Source organism: Streptomyces sp. SudanB52_2052 (assembly GCF_964272415.1).
Lineage (GTDB): Bacteria > Actinomycetota > Actinomycetes > Streptomycetales > Streptomycetaceae > Streptomyces > Streptomyces olindensis.
The window spans coordinates 22830-40889 of sequence record NZ_OZ186796.1 but is presented as its reverse complement, the minus strand read 5'-3'; the positions used below and the strand labels follow the sequence as shown (position 1 = coordinate 40889).

The 18060-nt window shown below is 67.8% G+C and carries 17 protein-coding genes and 1 pseudogene; 12 read left to right on the top strand and 6 right to left on the bottom strand.

The genetic code is table 11. The annotated features are described in order from the left end of the window. Window positions 1–341: 341 nt before the first annotated feature. A pseudogene (locus tag ACSUPV_RS00205) lies at window positions 342–553 on the top strand (transposase); the annotation flags it as partial. 294 nt (window positions 554–847) lie between these two features. Here the strand turns inward: ACSUPV_RS00205 and ACSUPV_RS00200 are convergent. Next, complete coding sequence (locus ACSUPV_RS00200) at window positions 848–1255, bottom strand: hypothetical protein (protein ID WP_436946634.1); 408 nt, start codon at window positions 1253–1255, stop codon at window positions 848–850. A gap of 171 nt (window positions 1256–1426) precedes the next feature. Between ACSUPV_RS00200 and ACSUPV_RS00195 the strand changes: the two genes are divergently transcribed. Beyond that, window positions 1427–2266, top strand: coding sequence for an IS5 family transposase (locus tag ACSUPV_RS00195; RefSeq protein WP_436946633.1), 840 nt, complete (start codon window positions 1427–1429; stop codon window positions 2264–2266). A gap of 1066 nt (window positions 2267–3332) precedes the next feature. Next, the gene (locus ACSUPV_RS00190) at window positions 3333–3530 is read left to right on the top strand and encodes a hypothetical protein (protein WP_436946632.1); all 198 of its coding nucleotides are present in this window, start codon (window positions 3333–3335) and stop codon (window positions 3528–3530) included. Between the two features lie 190 nt (window positions 3531–3720). Here ACSUPV_RS00190 and ACSUPV_RS00185 read toward each other — a convergent pair whose 3' ends face one another. After that, window positions 3721–4272 (bottom strand): hypothetical protein, encoded by a 552-nt coding sequence (locus ACSUPV_RS00185; RefSeq protein WP_436949848.1) that lies wholly within the window; start codon window positions 4270–4272, stop codon window positions 3721–3723. Window positions 4273–4392: 120 nt separating this feature from the next. Here ACSUPV_RS00185 and ACSUPV_RS00180 point away from each other — a divergent pair, with 120 nt between their 5' ends. The 5 genes from ACSUPV_RS00180 to ACSUPV_RS00160 all read left to right on the top strand — a co-directional run bounded on the left by ACSUPV_RS00180 (window position 4393) and on the right by ACSUPV_RS00160 (window position 9009). Next, window positions 4393–5163 carry a transposase gene (locus ACSUPV_RS00180; protein WP_436946631.1) on the top strand — a complete coding sequence of 257 codons (771 nt, stop codon included), beginning with the start codon at window positions 4393–4395 and terminating at the stop codon, window positions 5161–5163. A gap of 97 nt (window positions 5164–5260) precedes the next feature. Continuing rightward, the gene (locus ACSUPV_RS00175; protein WP_436946630.1) at window positions 5261–5698 is read left to right on the top strand and encodes a sigma factor-like helix-turn-helix DNA-binding protein; all 438 of its coding nucleotides are present in this window, start codon (window positions 5261–5263) and stop codon (window positions 5696–5698) included. Further along, the gene (locus ACSUPV_RS00170) at window positions 5688–6440 is read left to right on the top strand and encodes a hypothetical protein (RefSeq protein WP_436946629.1); all 753 of its coding nucleotides are present in this window, start codon (window positions 5688–5690) and stop codon (window positions 6438–6440) included. The genes ACSUPV_RS00175 and ACSUPV_RS00170 overlap by 11 nt, the downstream gene beginning before the upstream one ends. Before the next feature lie 546 nt (window positions 6441–6986). Beyond that, window positions 6987–8375, top strand: a complete 1389-nt coding sequence (locus ACSUPV_RS00165) for a NucA/NucB deoxyribonuclease domain-containing protein (protein ID WP_436946628.1) — start codon at window positions 6987–6989, stop codon at window positions 8373–8375. A 10-nt stretch (window positions 8376–8385) separates the two neighbouring features. Then, complete coding sequence (locus tag ACSUPV_RS00160; protein WP_436946627.1) at window positions 8386–9009, top strand: hypothetical protein; 624 nt, start codon at window positions 8386–8388, stop codon at window positions 9007–9009. A 692-nt stretch (window positions 9010–9701) separates the two neighbouring features. Here the strand turns inward: ACSUPV_RS00160 and ACSUPV_RS00155 are convergent. Beyond that, complete coding sequence (locus ACSUPV_RS00155; protein WP_436946626.1) at window positions 9702–10223, bottom strand: hypothetical protein; 522 nt, start codon at window positions 10221–10223, stop codon at window positions 9702–9704. A 56-nt stretch (window positions 10224–10279) separates the two neighbouring features. Further along, a complete protein-coding gene (locus ACSUPV_RS00150; protein ID WP_436946625.1) occupies window positions 10280–10813 on the bottom strand; it encodes a hypothetical protein in 534 nt (177 codons plus the stop codon). 539 nt (window positions 10814–11352) lie between these two features. Between ACSUPV_RS00150 and ACSUPV_RS00145 the strand changes: the two genes are divergently transcribed. The 4 genes from ACSUPV_RS00145 to ACSUPV_RS00130 all read left to right on the top strand — a co-directional run bounded on the left by ACSUPV_RS00145 (window position 11353) and on the right by ACSUPV_RS00130 (window position 15232). Then, window positions 11353–11772, top strand: coding sequence for a LysM peptidoglycan-binding domain-containing protein (locus ACSUPV_RS00145; RefSeq protein WP_436946624.1), 420 nt, complete (start codon window positions 11353–11355; stop codon window positions 11770–11772). Continuing rightward, window positions 11769–12110, top strand: coding sequence for a C40 family peptidase (locus tag ACSUPV_RS00140; RefSeq protein ID WP_436946623.1), 342 nt, complete (start codon window positions 11769–11771; stop codon window positions 12108–12110). The genes ACSUPV_RS00145 and ACSUPV_RS00140 overlap by 4 nt, the downstream gene beginning before the upstream one ends. Window positions 12111–13450: 1340 nt before the next feature. Then, window positions 13451–14197: a hypothetical protein gene (locus tag ACSUPV_RS00135; RefSeq protein ID WP_037766454.1), complete on the top strand. Its 747-nt coding sequence runs from the start codon at window positions 13451–13453 to the stop codon at window positions 14195–14197. Window positions 14198–14353: 156 nt separating this feature from the next. Next, entirely contained in the window at window positions 14354–15232 is an 879-nt protein-coding gene (locus tag ACSUPV_RS00130) for a metallophosphoesterase family protein (protein ID WP_436946622.1), read from the top strand. A 296-nt stretch (window positions 15233–15528) separates the two neighbouring features. Here the strand turns inward: ACSUPV_RS00130 and ACSUPV_RS00125 are convergent, their stop codons facing one another. Both ACSUPV_RS00125 and ACSUPV_RS00120 read right to left on the bottom strand, forming a co-directional pair. After that, window positions 15529–16053, bottom strand: a complete 525-nt coding sequence (locus ACSUPV_RS00125) for a hypothetical protein (RefSeq protein ID WP_382609050.1) — start codon at window positions 16051–16053, stop codon at window positions 15529–15531. Window positions 16054–16182: 129 nt separating this feature from the next. Beyond that, window positions 16183–17778 (bottom strand): ISL3 family transposase, encoded by a 1596-nt coding sequence (locus ACSUPV_RS00120; protein ID WP_436946621.1) that lies wholly within the window; start codon window positions 17776–17778, stop codon window positions 16183–16185. Window positions 17779–18060 lie beyond the last annotated feature (282 nt).

Genomic DNA, 18060 nt, shown 5'->3' with positions numbered 1-18060 from the left:
ACAGTCGCAGAACCGATAGCTCAAGCAGGGACCAGGGCGGTCCCTCGTCCGGGTGCCTGCTTCTTTGTGCCCTGCAGCACGCCGTGCGGCCCGGATGGCGAGGAGGTCGGCCAAGGGGCTCACCGTAGAGGCGTGTCGCGCCATGGTCGGCGCTCCGCCTGATCCGGCCACAGCCCAGGGCCGCAGCCCCGGTGTTCGCCGGGCGTGAAGTTGCCTCGCGTCGAGTGCGCAAGCTGCAAGCGGTGATCGCTGCCGGGCCGGTCGCCGCGCGCCTCAGCAAGGGCCGCCGGGCCGTCTGTGGCGGCACGATCCCCCCGAGAGACGCACCCTGCACCGGCGCCGACCTGCCCACGTGGACTCAATGCTGCTGCTGGAAGGCGAGTTGGCCACGGCCGAGCCGAAGAAGCTCCGCTGCCGGCTGATGCACGCAGCCGCTCGCATCACCTGGGGCGGTCGCCGCCTCCATCTGCGTATCTCCGCAACCTGGCCCTGGTGGAACGAGCTGACCAGCGCATTCGTACGCCTCACGGCCTTGCCCCGGCCAGCCACCTGAAGCATGGCAGCGACCATGCCCGCCCACGACCCGAGGAATTCTGGAGCACCCGAACCGCGCGTCGGGCCATAGCCCTGCCCGCACGGGGACAAGCAACCGAACCCACTACTGCACCCCGCTCAGACCCGCTTACTCGAAGCGAAACAGGGAGGCTGGACACTTCGGTACCGGAGACATGGGCGTGTCCATGGGCCTAGACGTCGGCAACACCACTCACCACGGCCCACGGGTGACGTCCCGCTGTATCGCGGATCTCAGCGTGCGACCAGATTGGCCTGGTGTGGCACGTTCATGTCATGAGTTCTGATCCCGGAGCACCTCTGCGCCCGTCTCATTGGTGAGCACCATGGCGTACGACCCGTTGGACTTCACAACGACAGTGGGGATGGGCTGCGTCGAGTCTTCTTCCGTGAATTGCGCCAGGGTGGGGATGTTCCCCCGCTGGACCCTGAGGTTGTTGAAATAGGTGATCGCTTCGTCAACATTTTTGAGCTTGGTCGGCGGGTGGATTCCCTGCATCCAGAACGCGGCGGTTTCGTCATTGAGGAGGCACGCGTACATCGTGCCGTTCACGTCAATATCCAGGCCGTAGGTGTGACTCGAAGCTGCCTCCCAAGGGCGCCACAGCAGGATTTGGCTGTCCGGGCGAACACTCGCCAGAAAACGGGTCATGTCGTCGATCGATCCAAGCTGCTCCGTCATGTCCGCTCCCTGAGCATCAGGCGGTCCGAGAAGTAAAGGTCATCCTTCACTTCCTCGCCGCAGACGGCACCCTCCAGAAGGGAGGGACCTCACCCAGTCAGCCACCCCGGGGAGGTTGACGCACGTTGGAGGAGCCCGAGCAGGGTCACGAAACTCGAGAGGCAGCCCGACTTGAGCGTTCACCGAGGGGCCCCACACGCGTCCCTGCTGTCCGCTTGGCGGGCCGAGCGGCGCCGGCATGCACTGAACATCGGACGCCCGCCCGAGCACGATCTGCGCGAGATCATGAACGCGATCCTCTACGTGGACCGCACCGGCGTGCAGTGGCGCTACCTCCCGCACGACTTCCCGCCCTGGGAAACCGTGTACGGCTACTTCGCCAAGTGGCAGCGCGATGGCGTGTTCGCCCAGCTCACCGGCGTGCTGCGCAGAATGTTACGACAGAAGCAAGGCAAGGACGCGGAGCCGTCCGCGTGCGTGATCGACGCGCAAAGCGTGAAGACTTCCACCAGAGTCCCGGCCGCCGGGCAGGGCACCGACGCGGCGAAAAAGATCGTTGGCCGCAAACGGAGCATCGTCACCGACACCCTCGGACTACTGCTTGCGGTGCTGGTCACGGCCTCGAGCGTGCAGGACTCCGTCGCCGGCACTGACCTGATCGACCAGGTGGCCGCAGCCCACCCCTCGGTCCGCAAGGTGTGGGTCGACGGCGGTTACCGCCAGCACCTCGTCGAGCACGCCGCCCGCCTCGGCATCGACATGGAAATTGTCCAACGGACCCCCGGCACCAAGGGATTGGCGCCGCTGCCCAAACGCTGGACCGTCGAGCGGACCTACGGCTGGCTGATGTTCCACCGCCGCCTGGCCCGCGACTACGAAACCCTCCCAGCCCGCTCCGAAGCCATGATCCAGCTGGCCATGACCGATTTGATGGCCCGCCGCCTTACCGACGAAGCCACCATCTCCTGGCGCGACCCGACACAACAGGACCAAACGCTTATTACGGGATGAAACATCGGGAGAAAACGACCTCTAAGTATGGCACTGGCTCCAGACGGCGCCCTCCTCGGCGGGCCGTCAAGAGCGACCATTGGACAGGCATTCGGGCAGTTCCAATCACGATTGGAACCGGTGCGCGGGCTTCAGAACGAGAGCCTGCTCAACGATGAGGGCAACCCCTGTAACAGCGAGCTGTTCGCCCATCTGGCGCGCCGTACCGGTCTGATCTTGGATGCCGCGTGAGCCCGACGGGGAGACGGGCGCCGTTGCCACTCTCCGGCTACCGGCGGCGCGAGATCGTGGACGATTCCGGCTTGGTGTGACCCTCGCGTGGGACGTCAGCCGCACTGGCGTGCGGGGTGGGGGTCCGGCTCGCCTGGGATGAGGAGATCGGCTGGGCATATGCCAATCTCCGCCCCAGTATCGACGACGTGCTCCTCGAAGCTCCCGTCATCCCGCTCCACCGCGTCTTCGCCGATCTGGATGACGTCGCCGCAGTGACCGAGGGGCTGGCGCACCGCTGGCGTACGCCGCACGGTGGGTACGGCGCGGAGTGGGACCGGGCCTCGCAGGTGCGGACTGCGATCGAGAAGTTTCGCCGGGCCAGAGCCACGTCGTTGGCAGCCGCGCGCCCTTCATCAGCGGTGCGGCGCGGCGGGTCGTACGCGCTGGAGGGGTTCTCCTGCCGGCGGCGCGCGCCGGGTGACGGAAGGGGGATGTGGCACGGATGAGGGGCGTGTCGGGTTCAGGTGGGCGCCGTGAGTTGGGTCACATTCGTGCAATTGCGCGGCCATGGCGTGTTTGCGCAAATGATGGCGGATGTTGGCGTGCGCCGGAGCAGCGCAGGTGGTGGGGGTGGCGAACGGGGTGGCGTATTGCGGCGGGGGATGGTGCGAATGAGTGTACGGATTTGCTGTAAACGGAAAGCTACTCTCCGTTAAAAAGTGGTGGTGGGGTGCTCTGCACGAACCGGCGGGGCGGGGTTGTTTGCTGGTGTCCAGGAGCAACGAGGCTCCAGGTACCGGTAGTTCAGAACGCGGGGAGGCGCCGGTGCTGCACGAGATTCAAAGGATCCACCGTGACACTGGACGACGTTGCCAGCCTCGTGCTGGCCTCGGCCGCCGCGGCGAGGGCGTTCGCGCCCGACGTCCGCGCCGGCATGCGGCGCCTTCTGCGCGCCGGTGTCCGCCTCGGTGCGGAAAGCCTCATCGCCCAGCACCAGCCGGCCGTACGCCCCGACGCGGCGCGACTGGACGACGTGGGAGGCAGTCGATGACCGGACAGCCTCCCGACGACACGGGCGAACGAGCACTGCAGGACTCCAGCGATGTGATGCCCCAGGCCTTCTGGGCCTTCCACGAGCTCTACCACCAGGCCTACTTCGAGTACGCCTTCGTTCAGTTAAGAGCTGTCCCGCAATGATCGTGTGGAACGGCGTGGTGGGCGGCCGTCGATTGGCCGTGGAGTCAGTCCAGGCCGGTCGCCCATGCCGTCAGCGCGGCGAAGTCGTCGACGGCAAGGCCGCATCGGGGGTCGACCCGGTGCAGTAGGGCGGGACCATCGTGGTGTTCCTTCACCCAGGTGCGATCCGCCTCTGTGATCTCGTCGTCGATCCAGGCGAACGCCCGGCCTTGCGCCCACGCGACGATCTCCGGCGTCTTCCAGAACACACCGCCGCCGGGCTCGGCCCGCGGTGAGGACCAGGCAATGAAGGGCAGCTCGGGCAGTCCCAGGACCGGCGCGACGAAAGCGTTGGCTTCTTCCTCCCACGTCGTCGCCCACACCAGGTCGAAGGGAAGCGCGTGCAATGCCGGGCCGTGATTCGGGTTGAGCCACACGCGCAGCGGTTTCACCGGCTTGTTCGGCAGCCCCCACTCAGTCAGCCGACGCCGCTCGGCGGCCTCCCAGCGAGGCGTCAGCAGCCGGTGTGTCTCGTATCCCTCAGGCCGTCGGTGCGGCTTCGCGGCATACGGATTCAGAGGTCCGTCCACATCCACCAACAGCACTGGGCGCACCAGCTCACCCCCCTTGATCCTGCCTCGCACGGTACTGGCCGATGGCGAGACCGCCCAGCGGAATTCCGGCAGGAAGCGAGCTCCAGTAAGTCGGGGGCTCCGGGCAAATGAAACGATCTTGATGTGACAGCAGTGATCACGGCGTCGGAGCCGTCTTGGATAGCCCCGTTCACCGGGCTAAGCCCGCGGCAGTTCAGCAAGCTGATCACCGCACTACGGCGCGAGGGCGCGGACCCGGTGCGCAAGGGCCGGCCGTGGAGCCTGCCCCTGGAGGACCGCGTGCTTCTGGTTGCCGTCTACTGGCGGACGAACCTGACCTTGCGCCAACTGGCGCCGCTGTTCGGGGTGTCCAAGTCGGCTGCCGACCGCATCATCGACCACCTGGGACCGGCGCTTGCGCTGCAGCCGCGCAAGCGGTTCCGCAAGGACACCGTGCTGATCGTCGACGGAACCCTGGTCCCCACTCGCGACCATACCGTCTCCGAGCAATCGAAGAATTACCGGTACTCCACCAACCACCAGGTCGTCATCGACGCCGACAGCCGGCTCGTCGTGGCCGTTGGCCGGCCGGTGCCGGGCAACCGCAATGACTGCAAGGCATGGGAACTGTCCGGAACCAAGGCCGCCGTTGGGAAGACCACGGTCATCGCGGACGGCGGCTACCGGGGCACCGACCTGGTCATCCCGCACCGCCGCGAACGCGGCCAGACCGAACTTGCGGCCTGGAAAGAAGAACACAACGCCTCCCACCGCAAGATCCGAGCCCGCGTCGAGCACGCCTTCGCCCGGATGAAGACCTGGAAGATCCTCCGCGACTGCCGCCTCAAAGGTGATGGCGTCCACCACGCCATGCTCGGCATCGCCCGCCTACACAACCTCACCCTCACCGGCTGACGAAGCACAGGCAGGCCATGGAGCACGTCATAGATCATTTACGGGACAGCGCTTAGGCGAGCAGGTCGCCGCAGACCGGCTGGTCGACCAGACCTTCGTGTTCCTGGCCGTCATTTGGTCCGACGTCACCGCCCAGGAGAACCCTGAAGCGTTCGCGTGGACGCTGCTCAAGGAACGGGTGGCCGCCGAACTCCAAGCGCGGGGCCGGCCAGCGGCAGCCATGGAGACCATGGCATTCGAACGTGCGATACGCGCGGCCTGCAACCCGATCCTGGACAGCTTCCGCGCCGAGTTCCGCGCGCAGGTTACCGAACTCGAGGACGGCATGGGCCTGTATGCGGCAATGGCCCGCCTGCCCGAGCGCCAGTTTGATGTCATGGTCCTGCAGTACGCCCTCGGCTTTCCCACCAGGAAAACCGCCCTGGTCATGGGCGTCTGCGAGGCCACAGTGCGCTCCACCCGCCGCGCCGCCAAACGACGCCTGGCCGCGGACCTGGGCCTGGAACTCGGTGAGGACACCGACGATGAGGAGTGAGACCCCGATGCGCCCGCACCAGCCGCGCACCCTAAACGAAGCCCTCGCCCGCGCACGCATCGTCGACGAGGAGACCTACACCCCGGTCCACCGGGAAGCCTCCCGCCGCCGCATCAGCGAGCAGCTGCACGAGATGCGCTGGATGCAGCTCCTCGCCGAACCCGTCGGCTCCAGCCGACACCAGCGGCGGCAGCCGTTGCTGCTGCACGAGCGGGCCGCGCATGAGCTGCGCGCCCTGTGTCAGGGCATCCTCCACGACACGGACGCCGTCCGCCGCATCGCCCGCTTCGACACAGCCCGCGACCCCGGCGGCGCCCTGGCCTTCGCCAGCCTCCTGCTCCTGGCCGACCGTGAGGAAGGTGCCCAGTTCTGGCTCCAGTTCGCCGCCGGGGGCGGCCAGGCCACCGGTGCCATCTGCCTCTACCTCATGCACCTGCGCCGCGGTGAATGGCGGGATGCGAAGTACTGGGCGAGGCAGATCGAAGCCCTGGAGGGGGAACCGTGCCAGTACGCGCCTGTCCCGCACGAGGTTGTCGACACCACCACCAGCGCTGCCGGCCCTGATGGCGCCCTGACCGTCTTCCTTGGCCTCCCCGACGACGCGGCCGCCGTCCCTGAGGACGCCGTCAAGGACGCTGTGGACGACCTGGACGTCGACCGCATCGACGGGTTCGGCACCATCCCCCAGCCCAACGCCGACCTCGCCCACCAACTCGAAGACCTCGTCACCGCCGATCACTAAAAGCCTACGGCCGAATGCACGAACGGCGAGGCCCGGACCGCACATGGCCTCGGACCTCGCCGTCGCACTGCTCAACCAGCCTCCGGGGACTCCCCCTGTCGCTACGGCGGCTGGTGGAACCACAGGTCACGCCGGTTACCGGGTTCTTCCTCAGCCCGTTCCTGCGAGGTTCAAGGCGGCCTTGGGAGTTGTTCCACCGCTTCAGCAGGTGGACGGTCGCTCCCTCTTGGACGAGGGGCGTGATACGGCCGGTCTGGCAGCGGAGTGCGCGGAGGAGTAGCCGCCAGGTTGTTGCCGGGCCGCGAGGAGGAATACTCGTTGCCGGTCTGTCAGTCCCCTGTGCTTTGATCAGATCGACCCGGCGCGGACATGCCACGTCTGTGGGGTGGCCTCGCGCTGTTCTGACCAAACAGGGGGTTACAACTTGAGACCGAGAACGATGCTGGCGGTGGGCGCTGTGACGCTGGGGCTGCTGGGCAGTCATCTGGGCGTCGCGCAGGCGGCAGTCGACCGGAAACGGGTGGGAACACCTCGCTGACCACGAGTGTGGCCGAGACCGATCCAGTCGCTGATGAGGTGTCACCGGAGTCGGAAGCCGCCGGCGGTGACCCGGACGCCGCACCGTCGGCGGAAGACCTGGCCTTGGGCGCGGACAGTACGGCCGGGGGACCGGAGGCGGCCCCGGAAACCGCGGAGGATGGAGAGCGCGTCGGGCTGGCCGCCGGCCGGCAGGCCACCTGCGACGGGCGGGTGAAGGACGTTGCCGGGACTCCCGGCGCGCCGTACGCGGCCTGCGCGTCGCCCCTGGAACCGGCGGTCGAGCTGACCTCCGACGAACAGGCTGTGCTGTCGCAACTTGAGGGTCCTGCCGACACCTCTGCGGCTGAGTCAGCCGTCCTGGCGGCCGAACCGGAAGCTGGGTTGGCCGGATCAGAAGCCACGCCGCAGACCGCCGCGGACGACACGGCCCCGTCGGTTGCACCGGCCGACGAGTCCGACACCGCGGCCGCGGCAGCCAGGCCCAAGCCGTGGAAGGAACCCAAGTGGTGCATCGACGCAGGTGTGGACAACACGTGGTACATCGAGCGCATGCGCGGCTGCGGCATCTGGCGTGCTGAGGTCAACGTCGAAGACGTGCGCACGGGCCGCAAGATCGGCGGTATCAAGTATATCGTCATCGGCTACTCCTTCTCCGCCCGCGACTCCAAGACATGGGCCTACCAGGTAAGGCTGCTTGAGACGAACCGGTGGGGGCGCGGGGTGAACGGCACTAAGGCGTCCGGGAGCGCTTCCTGCATCGGCAAGTGCAAGGTCGCGAAGAAGAGCTTCCCGGGCCAGACGATCTCCAAGAGTGCCGAGCCCTACGGGCAGTTCTTCATGGACACCACCATCAACACCGGGGCCTCCAAGCAGCGGGGAACGGGCCGGAGCGTCGCCTCCTGGACGTTCAGCAACCGGGAGTGGGTGGCGCCGTCCGAGCCGACGAAGCTGTCCACCGTGGACGTCCGCTGTGACAACGCGCTGCCCGGCGCTCCCCGCCAGGTCGGCTGCGTCACCCTCGCCGCTGTGCCAGTGCTCAGCTACAGCCAGACCGGCCCGTGGCCCGAGGTCGCCAAGCACATTAAGGACGCCCAGGCCACCGGGCTGCCGGGCAAGTACGGCACGACGAACTTCCTGACACGGCTCACCGACCGCAAGAAGAGCCAGGAGAACCGGGACAAGGCGTGCCCGTCGAGCCTGGAGCGCCCGCCGGGCAAGTCCTGCGACGAGTACCCCTTCGCCAGCACCTGGCAGGGCGCCAAGTACGGCAACGGCAAGTTCAGCCGCCGCATGGTCAACGCCAAGCAGAACACCGATGCAGGCAAGGCCCTCAAGGGCTTCTACACCTACAGCCGCGTACTGGAAGGAGACCGGTTCCTGGTATGGATCAGGTAGACCCAGCCAGATGAGACCAGACGAGGCCACCGTGAACGAGCCCGCCCGTACAGGCACCGCCCTGGTGCACGCGGAATACCACCTCTTCCAGATCACGGACCCGCAAGGGCCTGCGGCCGACGACCTGGACGCAAGCCACACTGGCCTGGTGTCCGCCGATGGCGGAGCCATCGAGGTGACCACCGGGATCCACACCGGAGACGTCCACGTCACGGTCGAGCCGCACTCCCAGCGGCCCGACCCTGACTCAGGCTGGGAAGAGATCGCTGAGATCTCATGCAACTCCCCCTCCGGGGAACTGCTCGTGACGTCCTTTATGGACGATCCGGCGGATCTGCCCTCGCTGGCCTCTCAGGGCCCCGGCCCGTACCGGCTGCGCGTCCACGCGCGCGGCCGGGACAGGGCCGTCGACCAGACGACGGTGGACGAAGCTGTGGAGTCGTACCTGATCCAGAGCTGGCCCGCCGCACACCAGGACGCTCTTCTGCTGAAGGCGACCGACGCCTACGGGGCCCAGGTACGAACTCAGCCGGTCGACGACACCATCGTCATCGACCACGAGGACTCACTCGAGACCCAGACCGGCCGGGAACGCGACATCCTGCACCGGGCTGAACGCGGCGACTACTCCTGACCGCGATCATGCGCGCCTTCGGTTGGGGCGGCCGTGCCGCCCCAACCGAAGAACACCTCGGGGAGCTCCGGTGCGACGGCTCTAAATCTTGGGCCCGGGGTTCCTGGGCTGCCCTCCCATTCGGTGGTCGCTCCAGTCGATGCCGTCGTCCTGCTCCTCACTCAACGCGAGCCCGAGGAACCCGAGAAGGGGAGCTGCGATTCACCGCCTGAGCACACATCTCCGGCCGCAGGAAGCGAGTCGATGGGCTGACACGCCCGATCACCTGTCCTGCGGCCGGAGAACTCATTGTGCACCGGCTCACCCGGCACCTGTCCGTCCTCGACGTCATCTGGATCGGGTAGCCACCACGAGACAACGGCCCGACCCCGGCATTGCAGCGGCCGGGGTCGGGCCGTTTCGTGCCGCCGTTTGCTGCGCCGAGTACCGGTGGGCAGCAGGATCGCGGCCGCTGTGGGAACTGCTGCGCACGGTCCCTCCGCCTCGTCGGGAGTCAGAATTGTCCTGACGGGCTGTTCTTGCAGCAGCGAGCGCCGGCAACGGCGTACTGCCCACGCGCGCAGCGCCCGCTCGGAGGTGACAAGAGACCGCAATCAGCGGAGGTGGTGGTTCTGGCTCTCGGGAGGCAGGACTTGCCGGGAGCCAGAACCGTATCGGCTGGCGGTCTCCTCATCCTGAGGGCGGGGGCTTGGCTACGGGGTGCGCCACAGGATGTAGGTGTGCGCGGGCGTACTCCGCTTGTGCATGTAGACCTTCACCTGGTGGGTCCTCTTGTCAGCCGTGATGGTGAAGCTGGTCTTCCAGGTGCCGGGAGCGCGGCAGGGCCAGCCGACCTTGGGGATGCAGGTCTGCGACTGGAAGGTCGCTTCGTAGCGGGCGAACCGGTTCCACTTGTTCTGGCCGGTTTCGGTGATCCGCAGCTTGGAGTCTTCCGCGACGGTCAGGCCGAGATTGTCTGCGGTGGCGTTGAGTTCGATGCTGGATTCCTTTTTCCAGCTGGCGGGGTTCTTGGTCGGGCAGACGAGGACGTCCATGTTCCATTCCCCGTAGCGGGGGGATGTCCAGCTGCCCGGGTACAGGGTCACGCGGGTGTTCTCACAGGCTGCCGTCTGCTGTGCGGGTGCTGCGGAGCCTTGAACGGTCGTGACGGTGATCGCTGCACCGGCGATCAGGCCGCAGGCGGCGGTGGCGGTGGCCAGGCGCTTGAGTCTCACGGGCTTCCTCCGTTGAGGGGCATGACGGGGTGATGTCGGGTGATCGGTTGAATGGATCACGGCGTGCGGTACAGGGCCAGGCCGCGCGGCATCGTGCTTTCGACGGGTCCGCCGTAGACGACGCGGACCTTGCCGCTCTTCTTGTTGGCGAGGAGAGCGAAGCCGACCTCGACCTTGTACGTACGGGTGCAGGGCCACTCGACGTACGGAACGCAGTCCTTGAGCACGAAGCTGCCCATGTAGGTGGCGTTGCGGTTGTTGTTGTTCTCGCCGGCGGCGAGGGTCTTCAGGCTGGCTGACTTGAGCAGGTAACCGGCCGACGTGCCGGTGTTGTTTGTGGCGGCGGTGGCGTTGGTGTCCCAGCCGGCCGCGTCTTCCTTGGGGCAGACGGTGACTTCGAAGTCGACCTCGCCGTAGCGCACATGGGTCAGTCCGTCGCCGGGGAAGACCTTGACGTGCTGCGGCTTGCAGCTGGCGGCTTCCTGGGTGGCGTGTGCCGGGCTCAGGACGGCCACGGCACCGGCCAGGACACCCGCCACAGCGGTGATCGCGAGTGTGCGGCGATTCTTCGGGATGCGTGCGCTGGTCACAGTGCTCCTTCGGATCGGTCAAGGGGCGGAACCGCGGGGGGTTGCCGGGGATGCGCGTCGGCGTCCCCGCGTTGCTTTCGGCAAAACCGGCTGCAACCACAAGGTGCGGGCTTTGCGATAGCCGTGACGCGATGTGATGCGGCGTCATCGGCGAGGTGCTGGCCGGTCGAGGAACAGCGTTGCGGGCATCGCCGGCCCCCGGCAAGGCGTAGGGCGGCCGGGACAGTCCGGAAGTGTCCGCCCAGCTCAGACGGGCTGTTAGGTGTCCCGAGGGCTGTTGTGTGAGCGGCTCGGACGGTCCCGGACTGTCCGGGAGGCCAGGAGATCTTGTCGGACGGATGACCGCCGCAGAAGGCTTCCTCCAAGCCCAACTCTCAAGGGCGCAGGAGGTTGTGATGAGGATGCACAAGCGAACGGTTTCCACCCGTCACAAGGTGCAGACTGCAGGCCGCACCCGTGGACGGCACGCTCGTCCCACGCGCAGGAGGGCAGCGATGCGCAGGGCAGTGCGGTATGTCCAAGTGGTCCTCGCTGTGTGCGTGACGGGGATCGTCTCCGTTGTGGTGGGCGCGATCCTGGGCGTGCAGGGGTCCTCTCCCGCGGCGGCACCGGCACCGGCACCTGTCGTCGTGGAGGAGACGCCAGATGCCCTGCCGAAGCGGGCTCCGGTCACCCCGCGAAAGCCCGCCACGGTGACCAAGGTCGTTCTGGGCCCCGGCGACACCCTTTCGGCACTGGCCGAACGCCACGGCACCACCGTGAAGAAACTTCAGCGGCTCAATGGGCTGGGCACCTCGACCCTCATCTACGCAGGCGACACCTTGCGCATCCGTCCCGCCCCGAGCACGGCAACCGATCCCGAGATCGTGCCCGTTCCCACCCGCCTGTCCGGTCTGAGCCGGACCAACCCTCCGCCCCGGGCAAGCGCCGCTTGCCCGAGGCCTCCGGACGGGCAGTGAAGGCTGTCGCGTACGCCCGCGCGCAACTCGGCAAGCCCTACATCTGGGGCGGTACCGGCCCGCACGGCTTCGACTGCTCCGGCCTGGTGATGCGGGCCTGGAAGAACGCCGGCGTCGACCTGCCTCGCACCACATGGCAGCAGATCCGCTCCGGAGAGGCGACCACCCGCGCCCGGCTTGTCCCGGGTGACCTGGTGCTCGGTTACGGCGGCGGCCACGTCCAGCTCTACATCGGCAACGGCAAGGTCATCCACGCACCCCGCTCCGGCAGCACCGTCACCATCGCACCCTTGCCGCCGCCCTCACAGGTCGTCGCCTACCGCCACATCACCGCATAAGCCCGGCCGATGCCCAGCTCACACACAGTCTTCGGTGGCGTCCCAGCAGGTCTCCTCAGGGAAGGGATCGCCACCGCCAGCGGGAGGCGGCGTATACGTCGAGGGCGCAGGCTCATAGGGGCTCGGTGGTGGCTCATGGGGAGGCGGCTGAGCTGTCCACGTGCTGCGCTCCGGCTCCGGCTCCCTTCGGCCCGTCGGCTTCGTGGACGGGGTCGGCCGCGTGGTATCCCGCGTTCGCTCGGGCGCAGGCGCGTCGTTGATGGGCTTGGTGTCAGCGGCGCTGGAGGACGCACCGCCTGGGGAACGGCTTGGCGTGCTTGTCGGGGAGATGGTGGTTGCCGGCGCGGTCGTCCGCGTGTTCCGCGGCTCGGCTATGTCGTGGTCCGGGCGCAGGATCCCGGTGGCCGACGCGGTCAGGACCACGATCGCGGCGGCGGCCGCGAGGACCACGCCCGGTCGCCGAACCGCGCGCAGGCCAGCCCGCGGGCGTTTCGGTGCGGGCTCCGTTGCCTGTGGCGAGGCGGAGGAGCTCTCCGGCACCAGGCCCGTGGCCGGGGAATCCGGGGCGGGGTCAGCGACCGGCACTGCCTGAACGGCGGGCGAACTCGACGCAGGGATCTCCTGAGCCTGCGTTGGGGCAACAGGCTTGCGGGCTTCGCCTACGGCCCCAGCAGGGTCCGCCTCGGCAGGCTCATCGTGGGGGGCAGTACCGTCCGTAGTGTCTTCCACCAAGCCGCTGGGCGGGGCCGCGTCTGCCTGCATGCCCTGATGGGCAGACGGCTCTCCCGCACCAGGGACCACATCACGGGTGTCTTGCTCACGCTCAACAGCCAGGCGCTTGCGGACGTCCACCCAGGCGGCAACTGTGGTCTCGTCACCGCCGCAGGCCCGGACAAAGGCGGCCAGCAACTCCTCACGGGGCAGTTCCTGCCGGCTCAGCGCCCCCGAGAGCGTGGCCCGCGGCAGCACGTTTCCCGCCGCCCCCGCCCGGCGCTCCAACTCCCGATAACTCACATCCGCCCATTTACGTAACTGACGCATCACCGCCACCAACTGCGCAGCGTTCTTGACGTCATCCGGCCGCGGCATGCCCCCGTCCACCACGGTCCCCTCACATCCCTCTTGTCGGAGCTCAGCAATCTCCGAGCAGCTTAGGACAAGGTGGCTGAGCAACATCCGGTTCATGCCCCAAGCCACACCTCAGCCCTGGTGCGCGGCGGGCGGGCCACCGCGGGCGGACCCAGAGCTTCTATGCGCAATCTGATTGCCCGTTGGACACCGCACCTCGCACGATGGGAACGCCAAGCCGCGCGGGGGCCGCTGCAGGGTAGGGGGACCGAATGGGACGCATCATTGTGCGCTGGTTCGCATTGTTACTGGGCGTGACAGCTATCTGGACGGGCGTGCATCTGGCGAGGGAGCCGTACCGGGAGGTGGTGGAGTTCCGGCACGCTGAGGAGTGCCCGCGGGGAGTGCCGGAGAGCGGATGCATTGGGCGGGAGACCGGCCGTGTGACGGACAAGGGGACAACCACGTTCACCACCGGCAGTGGCCACGACGCGAGTACCGACACGGATTACTGGCTGCATATCGAGCGTGGCTCGGGAGATGTCGAGAAGCTCAAGGTCTCCTTAGAGCTGTACAACACCGCCCAGCCGGGATCCCGTGCAGCTCTGGAGGTCTGGCATGACGAGGTGGTGGCCATCACGACGGGTGGCGTGCGGGATGCGCTCATGCCCTCATCCGCGGGCTTGCTGCTGGTTGCCTTGCTGATGGCCTGGGTTGGGGCAGGACTGGTGCTGTGGTGTGTACTGGGCGACGGCCGCTTCGGGGAACGGTCGGCCCTCCGGGCGTTTGGCTGGCTGTTCCTCGGAGCGTGGACACTGGGGCTGGGATGTGGGATGGCCGTCTTCATCCAGGACCCGAAGTGGGGGGAGTGGGTGGGGATGTCATTGCTGTGGCTCCCCGGCGCGGTGCTGACGATGCTGTTCATGTCGGCCGATGACCCCTTCGACCGGTATGCCGACTGGCGTCGGCGGCGGAGCGTCCAACGCTGGCAGCGCAAGCAGGAGAGGGCGCGCCCCTGAAGCTGCTGACGAGTCCTCTTAGCAGTTGGCGCACGAAATGTTCCTCAGGAGCACGGCCCGGCGGGGCGATCTCTCAGTACCTCGGTCGACCGGAGAAGATCGGCAACTCTCGCCGGAAGCGGCTTCGGCGCGGGTGCCGGGGACTAACTTCAGACGATGCGGATCTTGCATCTCTCTGACACCCATCTCGACCGGTCCGGCGGCCCCGATGCTGACAGGGCTGACGGCACTGCGGCACTCCGCCGCCTGCTGACCGAACTGAGCCACCTAAATGACCTCGACGCGGTGGTGGTCACTGGCGATGTCGCGGACGACGGTTCCCACAAGGCGTATGCGCGGGCGCGTGAACTCCTGTCCGGCTACGCCGGCCGACGAGGTGCGAACGTCTTCTACACGACCGGCAACCACGACGAGCGCACCGCATTCGCCGACGTGCTCGGCAGCGGCCACGTCCAACCCGAGGCGGAGTATGAGGGAGCCGCAGGTGAGCGGGCGGGGGCGAGCACCGTCGACGGATGGCGACTGATCACGCTGGACACGCTCGTTCCGGGGAAGGGCTACGGCCGGCTCGACGGCGGCCAACTCAACTGGCTTCGCGAACTGCTGGTCACCCCGGCGCCGTCGGGCACCTTCCTGGCCTTCCACCACCCGCCGGTCGCCCTGGACGTTGACGTGCAGCGGGCACTCGGCCTGCAGAACAGCGCAGAGCTGGCCGAGACGATCCGCGGGACCGACGTCCAGCTCATCCTGTGCGGGCACTTCCACCTGCAGATTCTGGGCCGCCTGGAACAGGCGGCCGTCTGGGTCACGCCTGGCGTCGTCAGCCGCATCGACCTGACCGCCCGCCCCGGCACCGAGCGCGCCGTCCACGGCCCGTCGGCCTCCCCCGTCCACCTCGGAGCGCCCCACGGACCACTCATCCACACGCTCCACGCCCGAGCCCCGCGTATGGGCGAGATCGTCTACGAGGCTGACGAGGAGGAGATGCGCGAGGTCATCGAAAGGCTCGGCCCTTCCACCGCGAGCATGAACTGAGCCTGGGGCTCCGCTGGACCGCCGCCCGCCTGCCGCTCGCGCCGGGCTGCTCCGGCCGGGGCGCAGGTCGGTTGATCGCTGACCTCCCTCGGCCGAAGTCCACTGGATGTGTCCTCGGAAGCCGCTCCAGCACCACGGCTGCGACTGCTGGCTGTTCGAAGCGAGAGCCCACCAGAGTGCTGTCCGAAGTGCTGAGCCACTGCTGTCCAATCTCGGGCTCTGGCTCAATTTCTGTGGAGCGGACACGCTGGGTAATAGACACCCCGACCTCTCAACGCCCGTTCGTTGCCCCGCCGCTACCAATCGGCAGCCTGAAGTACTCGCATGGCGATGTCCTGAACCGACCGGCTGTCCGTCGGGATACGGACGGTGCCCACTGGAGCCTCCTCGTCCAGATGCCGTGCCATCCGCAGGCTCCGTTCGATGTGAGCGTGTAGCTGGGATCCGATTTCCCGTTGGGCGAGCCGCTGTCGCACGGTAGTTTCCTCTCCCGTGAGCAGAATGCGGGTGACTTTGATTTCGCCGCCGCCCATGGCCCGGCTGACCATGGGCCCCTCCAGGACGCTCACCGTGTTGGTATAGATCAACCGGTGCTGACCAAGAGCCGCGTAGTTCGACCAGACCGCGGCGATGTTCCGTTCGGTGATCGCTGTGCGGTGAGGATCGTCCTCGGGGGCGGGATGGATTTGGTCCATGTAGTCCCCCTCGATCAGACAGTGCGCTGTCCCGTTCTCCTGCAACACTGCGGACACCTCCCATGCGACAGTCGTCTTCCCGACGCCCGCACCACCACCAATGAGCAACAGTTCGTGAGCAGTCATGGCTCGTCAGCCTGGCAGAGCCCGGACTACCGCAGCATGTGGTTTTGGCTGGGAGCCAGTGCATCCGGCAGGTTCTTGCTGACCGCTTGCCGTTCACTTCGGCCAGGCCGGGGGTCAGGAGCAAGACACTCAGCGTGCGAGGAGAACGCGTTTCCGCAGGAGAGTGAAGCCGGCGCGGCCGAACATTTGCCGCTTGAGCATCTTGATCCGGTTGACATGGCCTTCGACGACGCCGGAGTTCCAGGGTGTGGAGAGGCCGGCGGTGACCGCGTCCAGGTCGCGTTCGAGGCCGCTGGCGAAGGTGTGGAGGCTGGGCAGGTCGTCCTCACGGACGGCCGCGATCCACTCCGCGATCTGCTCGCCTTCGCGCTGCGTGAGCATCCGGGCGAAGGCGCGGATGTGCCCGGTGAGGGCTTGCAGCTCGGGGCAATCGGCGAGCGCAGCCTTCAGGCGGAGCCGGTCGTCCTCCCGGAGGGCGTCGGGGTGGGTGAGCAGCCAGCCGGAGACCGTCCTGACCGAGGGTGGCCTGAGGTCCGGGGGCCGTGGGGTCGTCCGCAGGAGGCGCAGGTAGTCGCGGACGGCGCCGTAGCCGCCGCGGTAGCCGTGCTCGGTGATTTCCTCCCACAGTTTCCAGGCGTTGGTGCAGCCTTCCTCCCACCGCTGGTGGAGGTACGGCTTGAACGCATCGAGCCTGGTCGGCCGGTTCTGCCACTGGCCGCGGAACAGTTCCTCCGGCACGAGCGCGTCCGCGAGTTGTTTGACGGTGCGGTAGGTCATGCGGAGCTGACGCTGGATGGAGCGGCGGCTGTGACCGGCTTCCAGGAGCGCGTGGACCTGGGAATGACGGGCACGGATGCGGTCGGCGAAGCGGTGGCCGGTGGGCCACGGCGAGGCAGGGGTCTCCTGGGCCGGCGGCTCCTTCGCTGGTTCCGCCGTCGGCGGGGCCGCGCGCAGGTAGGTGCGGTGCTGGGAGACGCACCGCTCGGCGGCCTGGCCGAGGTTGTGCCACAGGTGCCAGCGGTCGGCCACCTGGAGGGCCTGCGGGGCGCCGAGTGCGGCGCCTTCGGCGTAGAACGGGGCGCGGTCACGGCAGACGACCTTGATCTGCGGGTGCTGGGCGAGCCAGGCGGCGAGCGTCTCCGGCTCCCGGTCGGGCAGCAGCTCCACCGGCCGACGGCTCTCCACGTCCACCAGCACCGTTCCGTAGACGCGGCCCTTGCGCAGGGCGAACTCGTCGACGCCGACCGCCGTGGGAGGCGGCGGGCTGGGCTCGGGCAGCGCCTGGACCACCCGGAGCACGGTGCTGCGGCTGACGCGAACCCCGATCAGTTCCGCCAGCCTCCCGGCCGCTCGCCCGGCAAGGGCCAGGCCGAGCGAGCCGAGCAGCGACCGAAGCCGCTCGGTCCAGCGGCCATGCCGGCGCGTCAGCCCCGGCACCTGTTCCACGAACGTCCGCCGCGGGCACTCCGCAGTCGCACAGGTGAACCGCCGCACCCGCAACGCCACCACCACGGGTTTGCCGACCACCGGCAGGTCACCAGGAAAGCGCAGGTAGGAGCCGTGCACGCGGCGCGACCAGGAACCGCATCCGGGACACGCGGCGCCTTCGGCCGCACTGCGGGCCGCGACGCGTATCGACTCACCGCTCGTATCGACCGACGTCAGGACAACGTCGGCAAGCGACGCGAACAGCATCTCCGGCAGGCAGGGCGGCACCTCGTTCACGGCCCCGCACCTTCACCCCGGCGGGCATCAACTCCCGCTCTTTTCGGGCAACTTCACGTTCGATTCTTCGAGGCTCCGTCATCACAGCAAGTGATCGCACCACACAACTTGAGCCAGAGCCACGACTCGTGATTAAAGCCAGAGCCGGCCGCAGGCGAAGCGGGCGCGGCAGGAGGGCAGGGTTCTGCCCGGTTCGCTCATCGCGGGGGAGTCCTTCACAGGGCGTGGACGGCGTCGGAAGGTGCCGGACGCGGTAAGTGTGCATGGAGTGCAGTTGTGCCC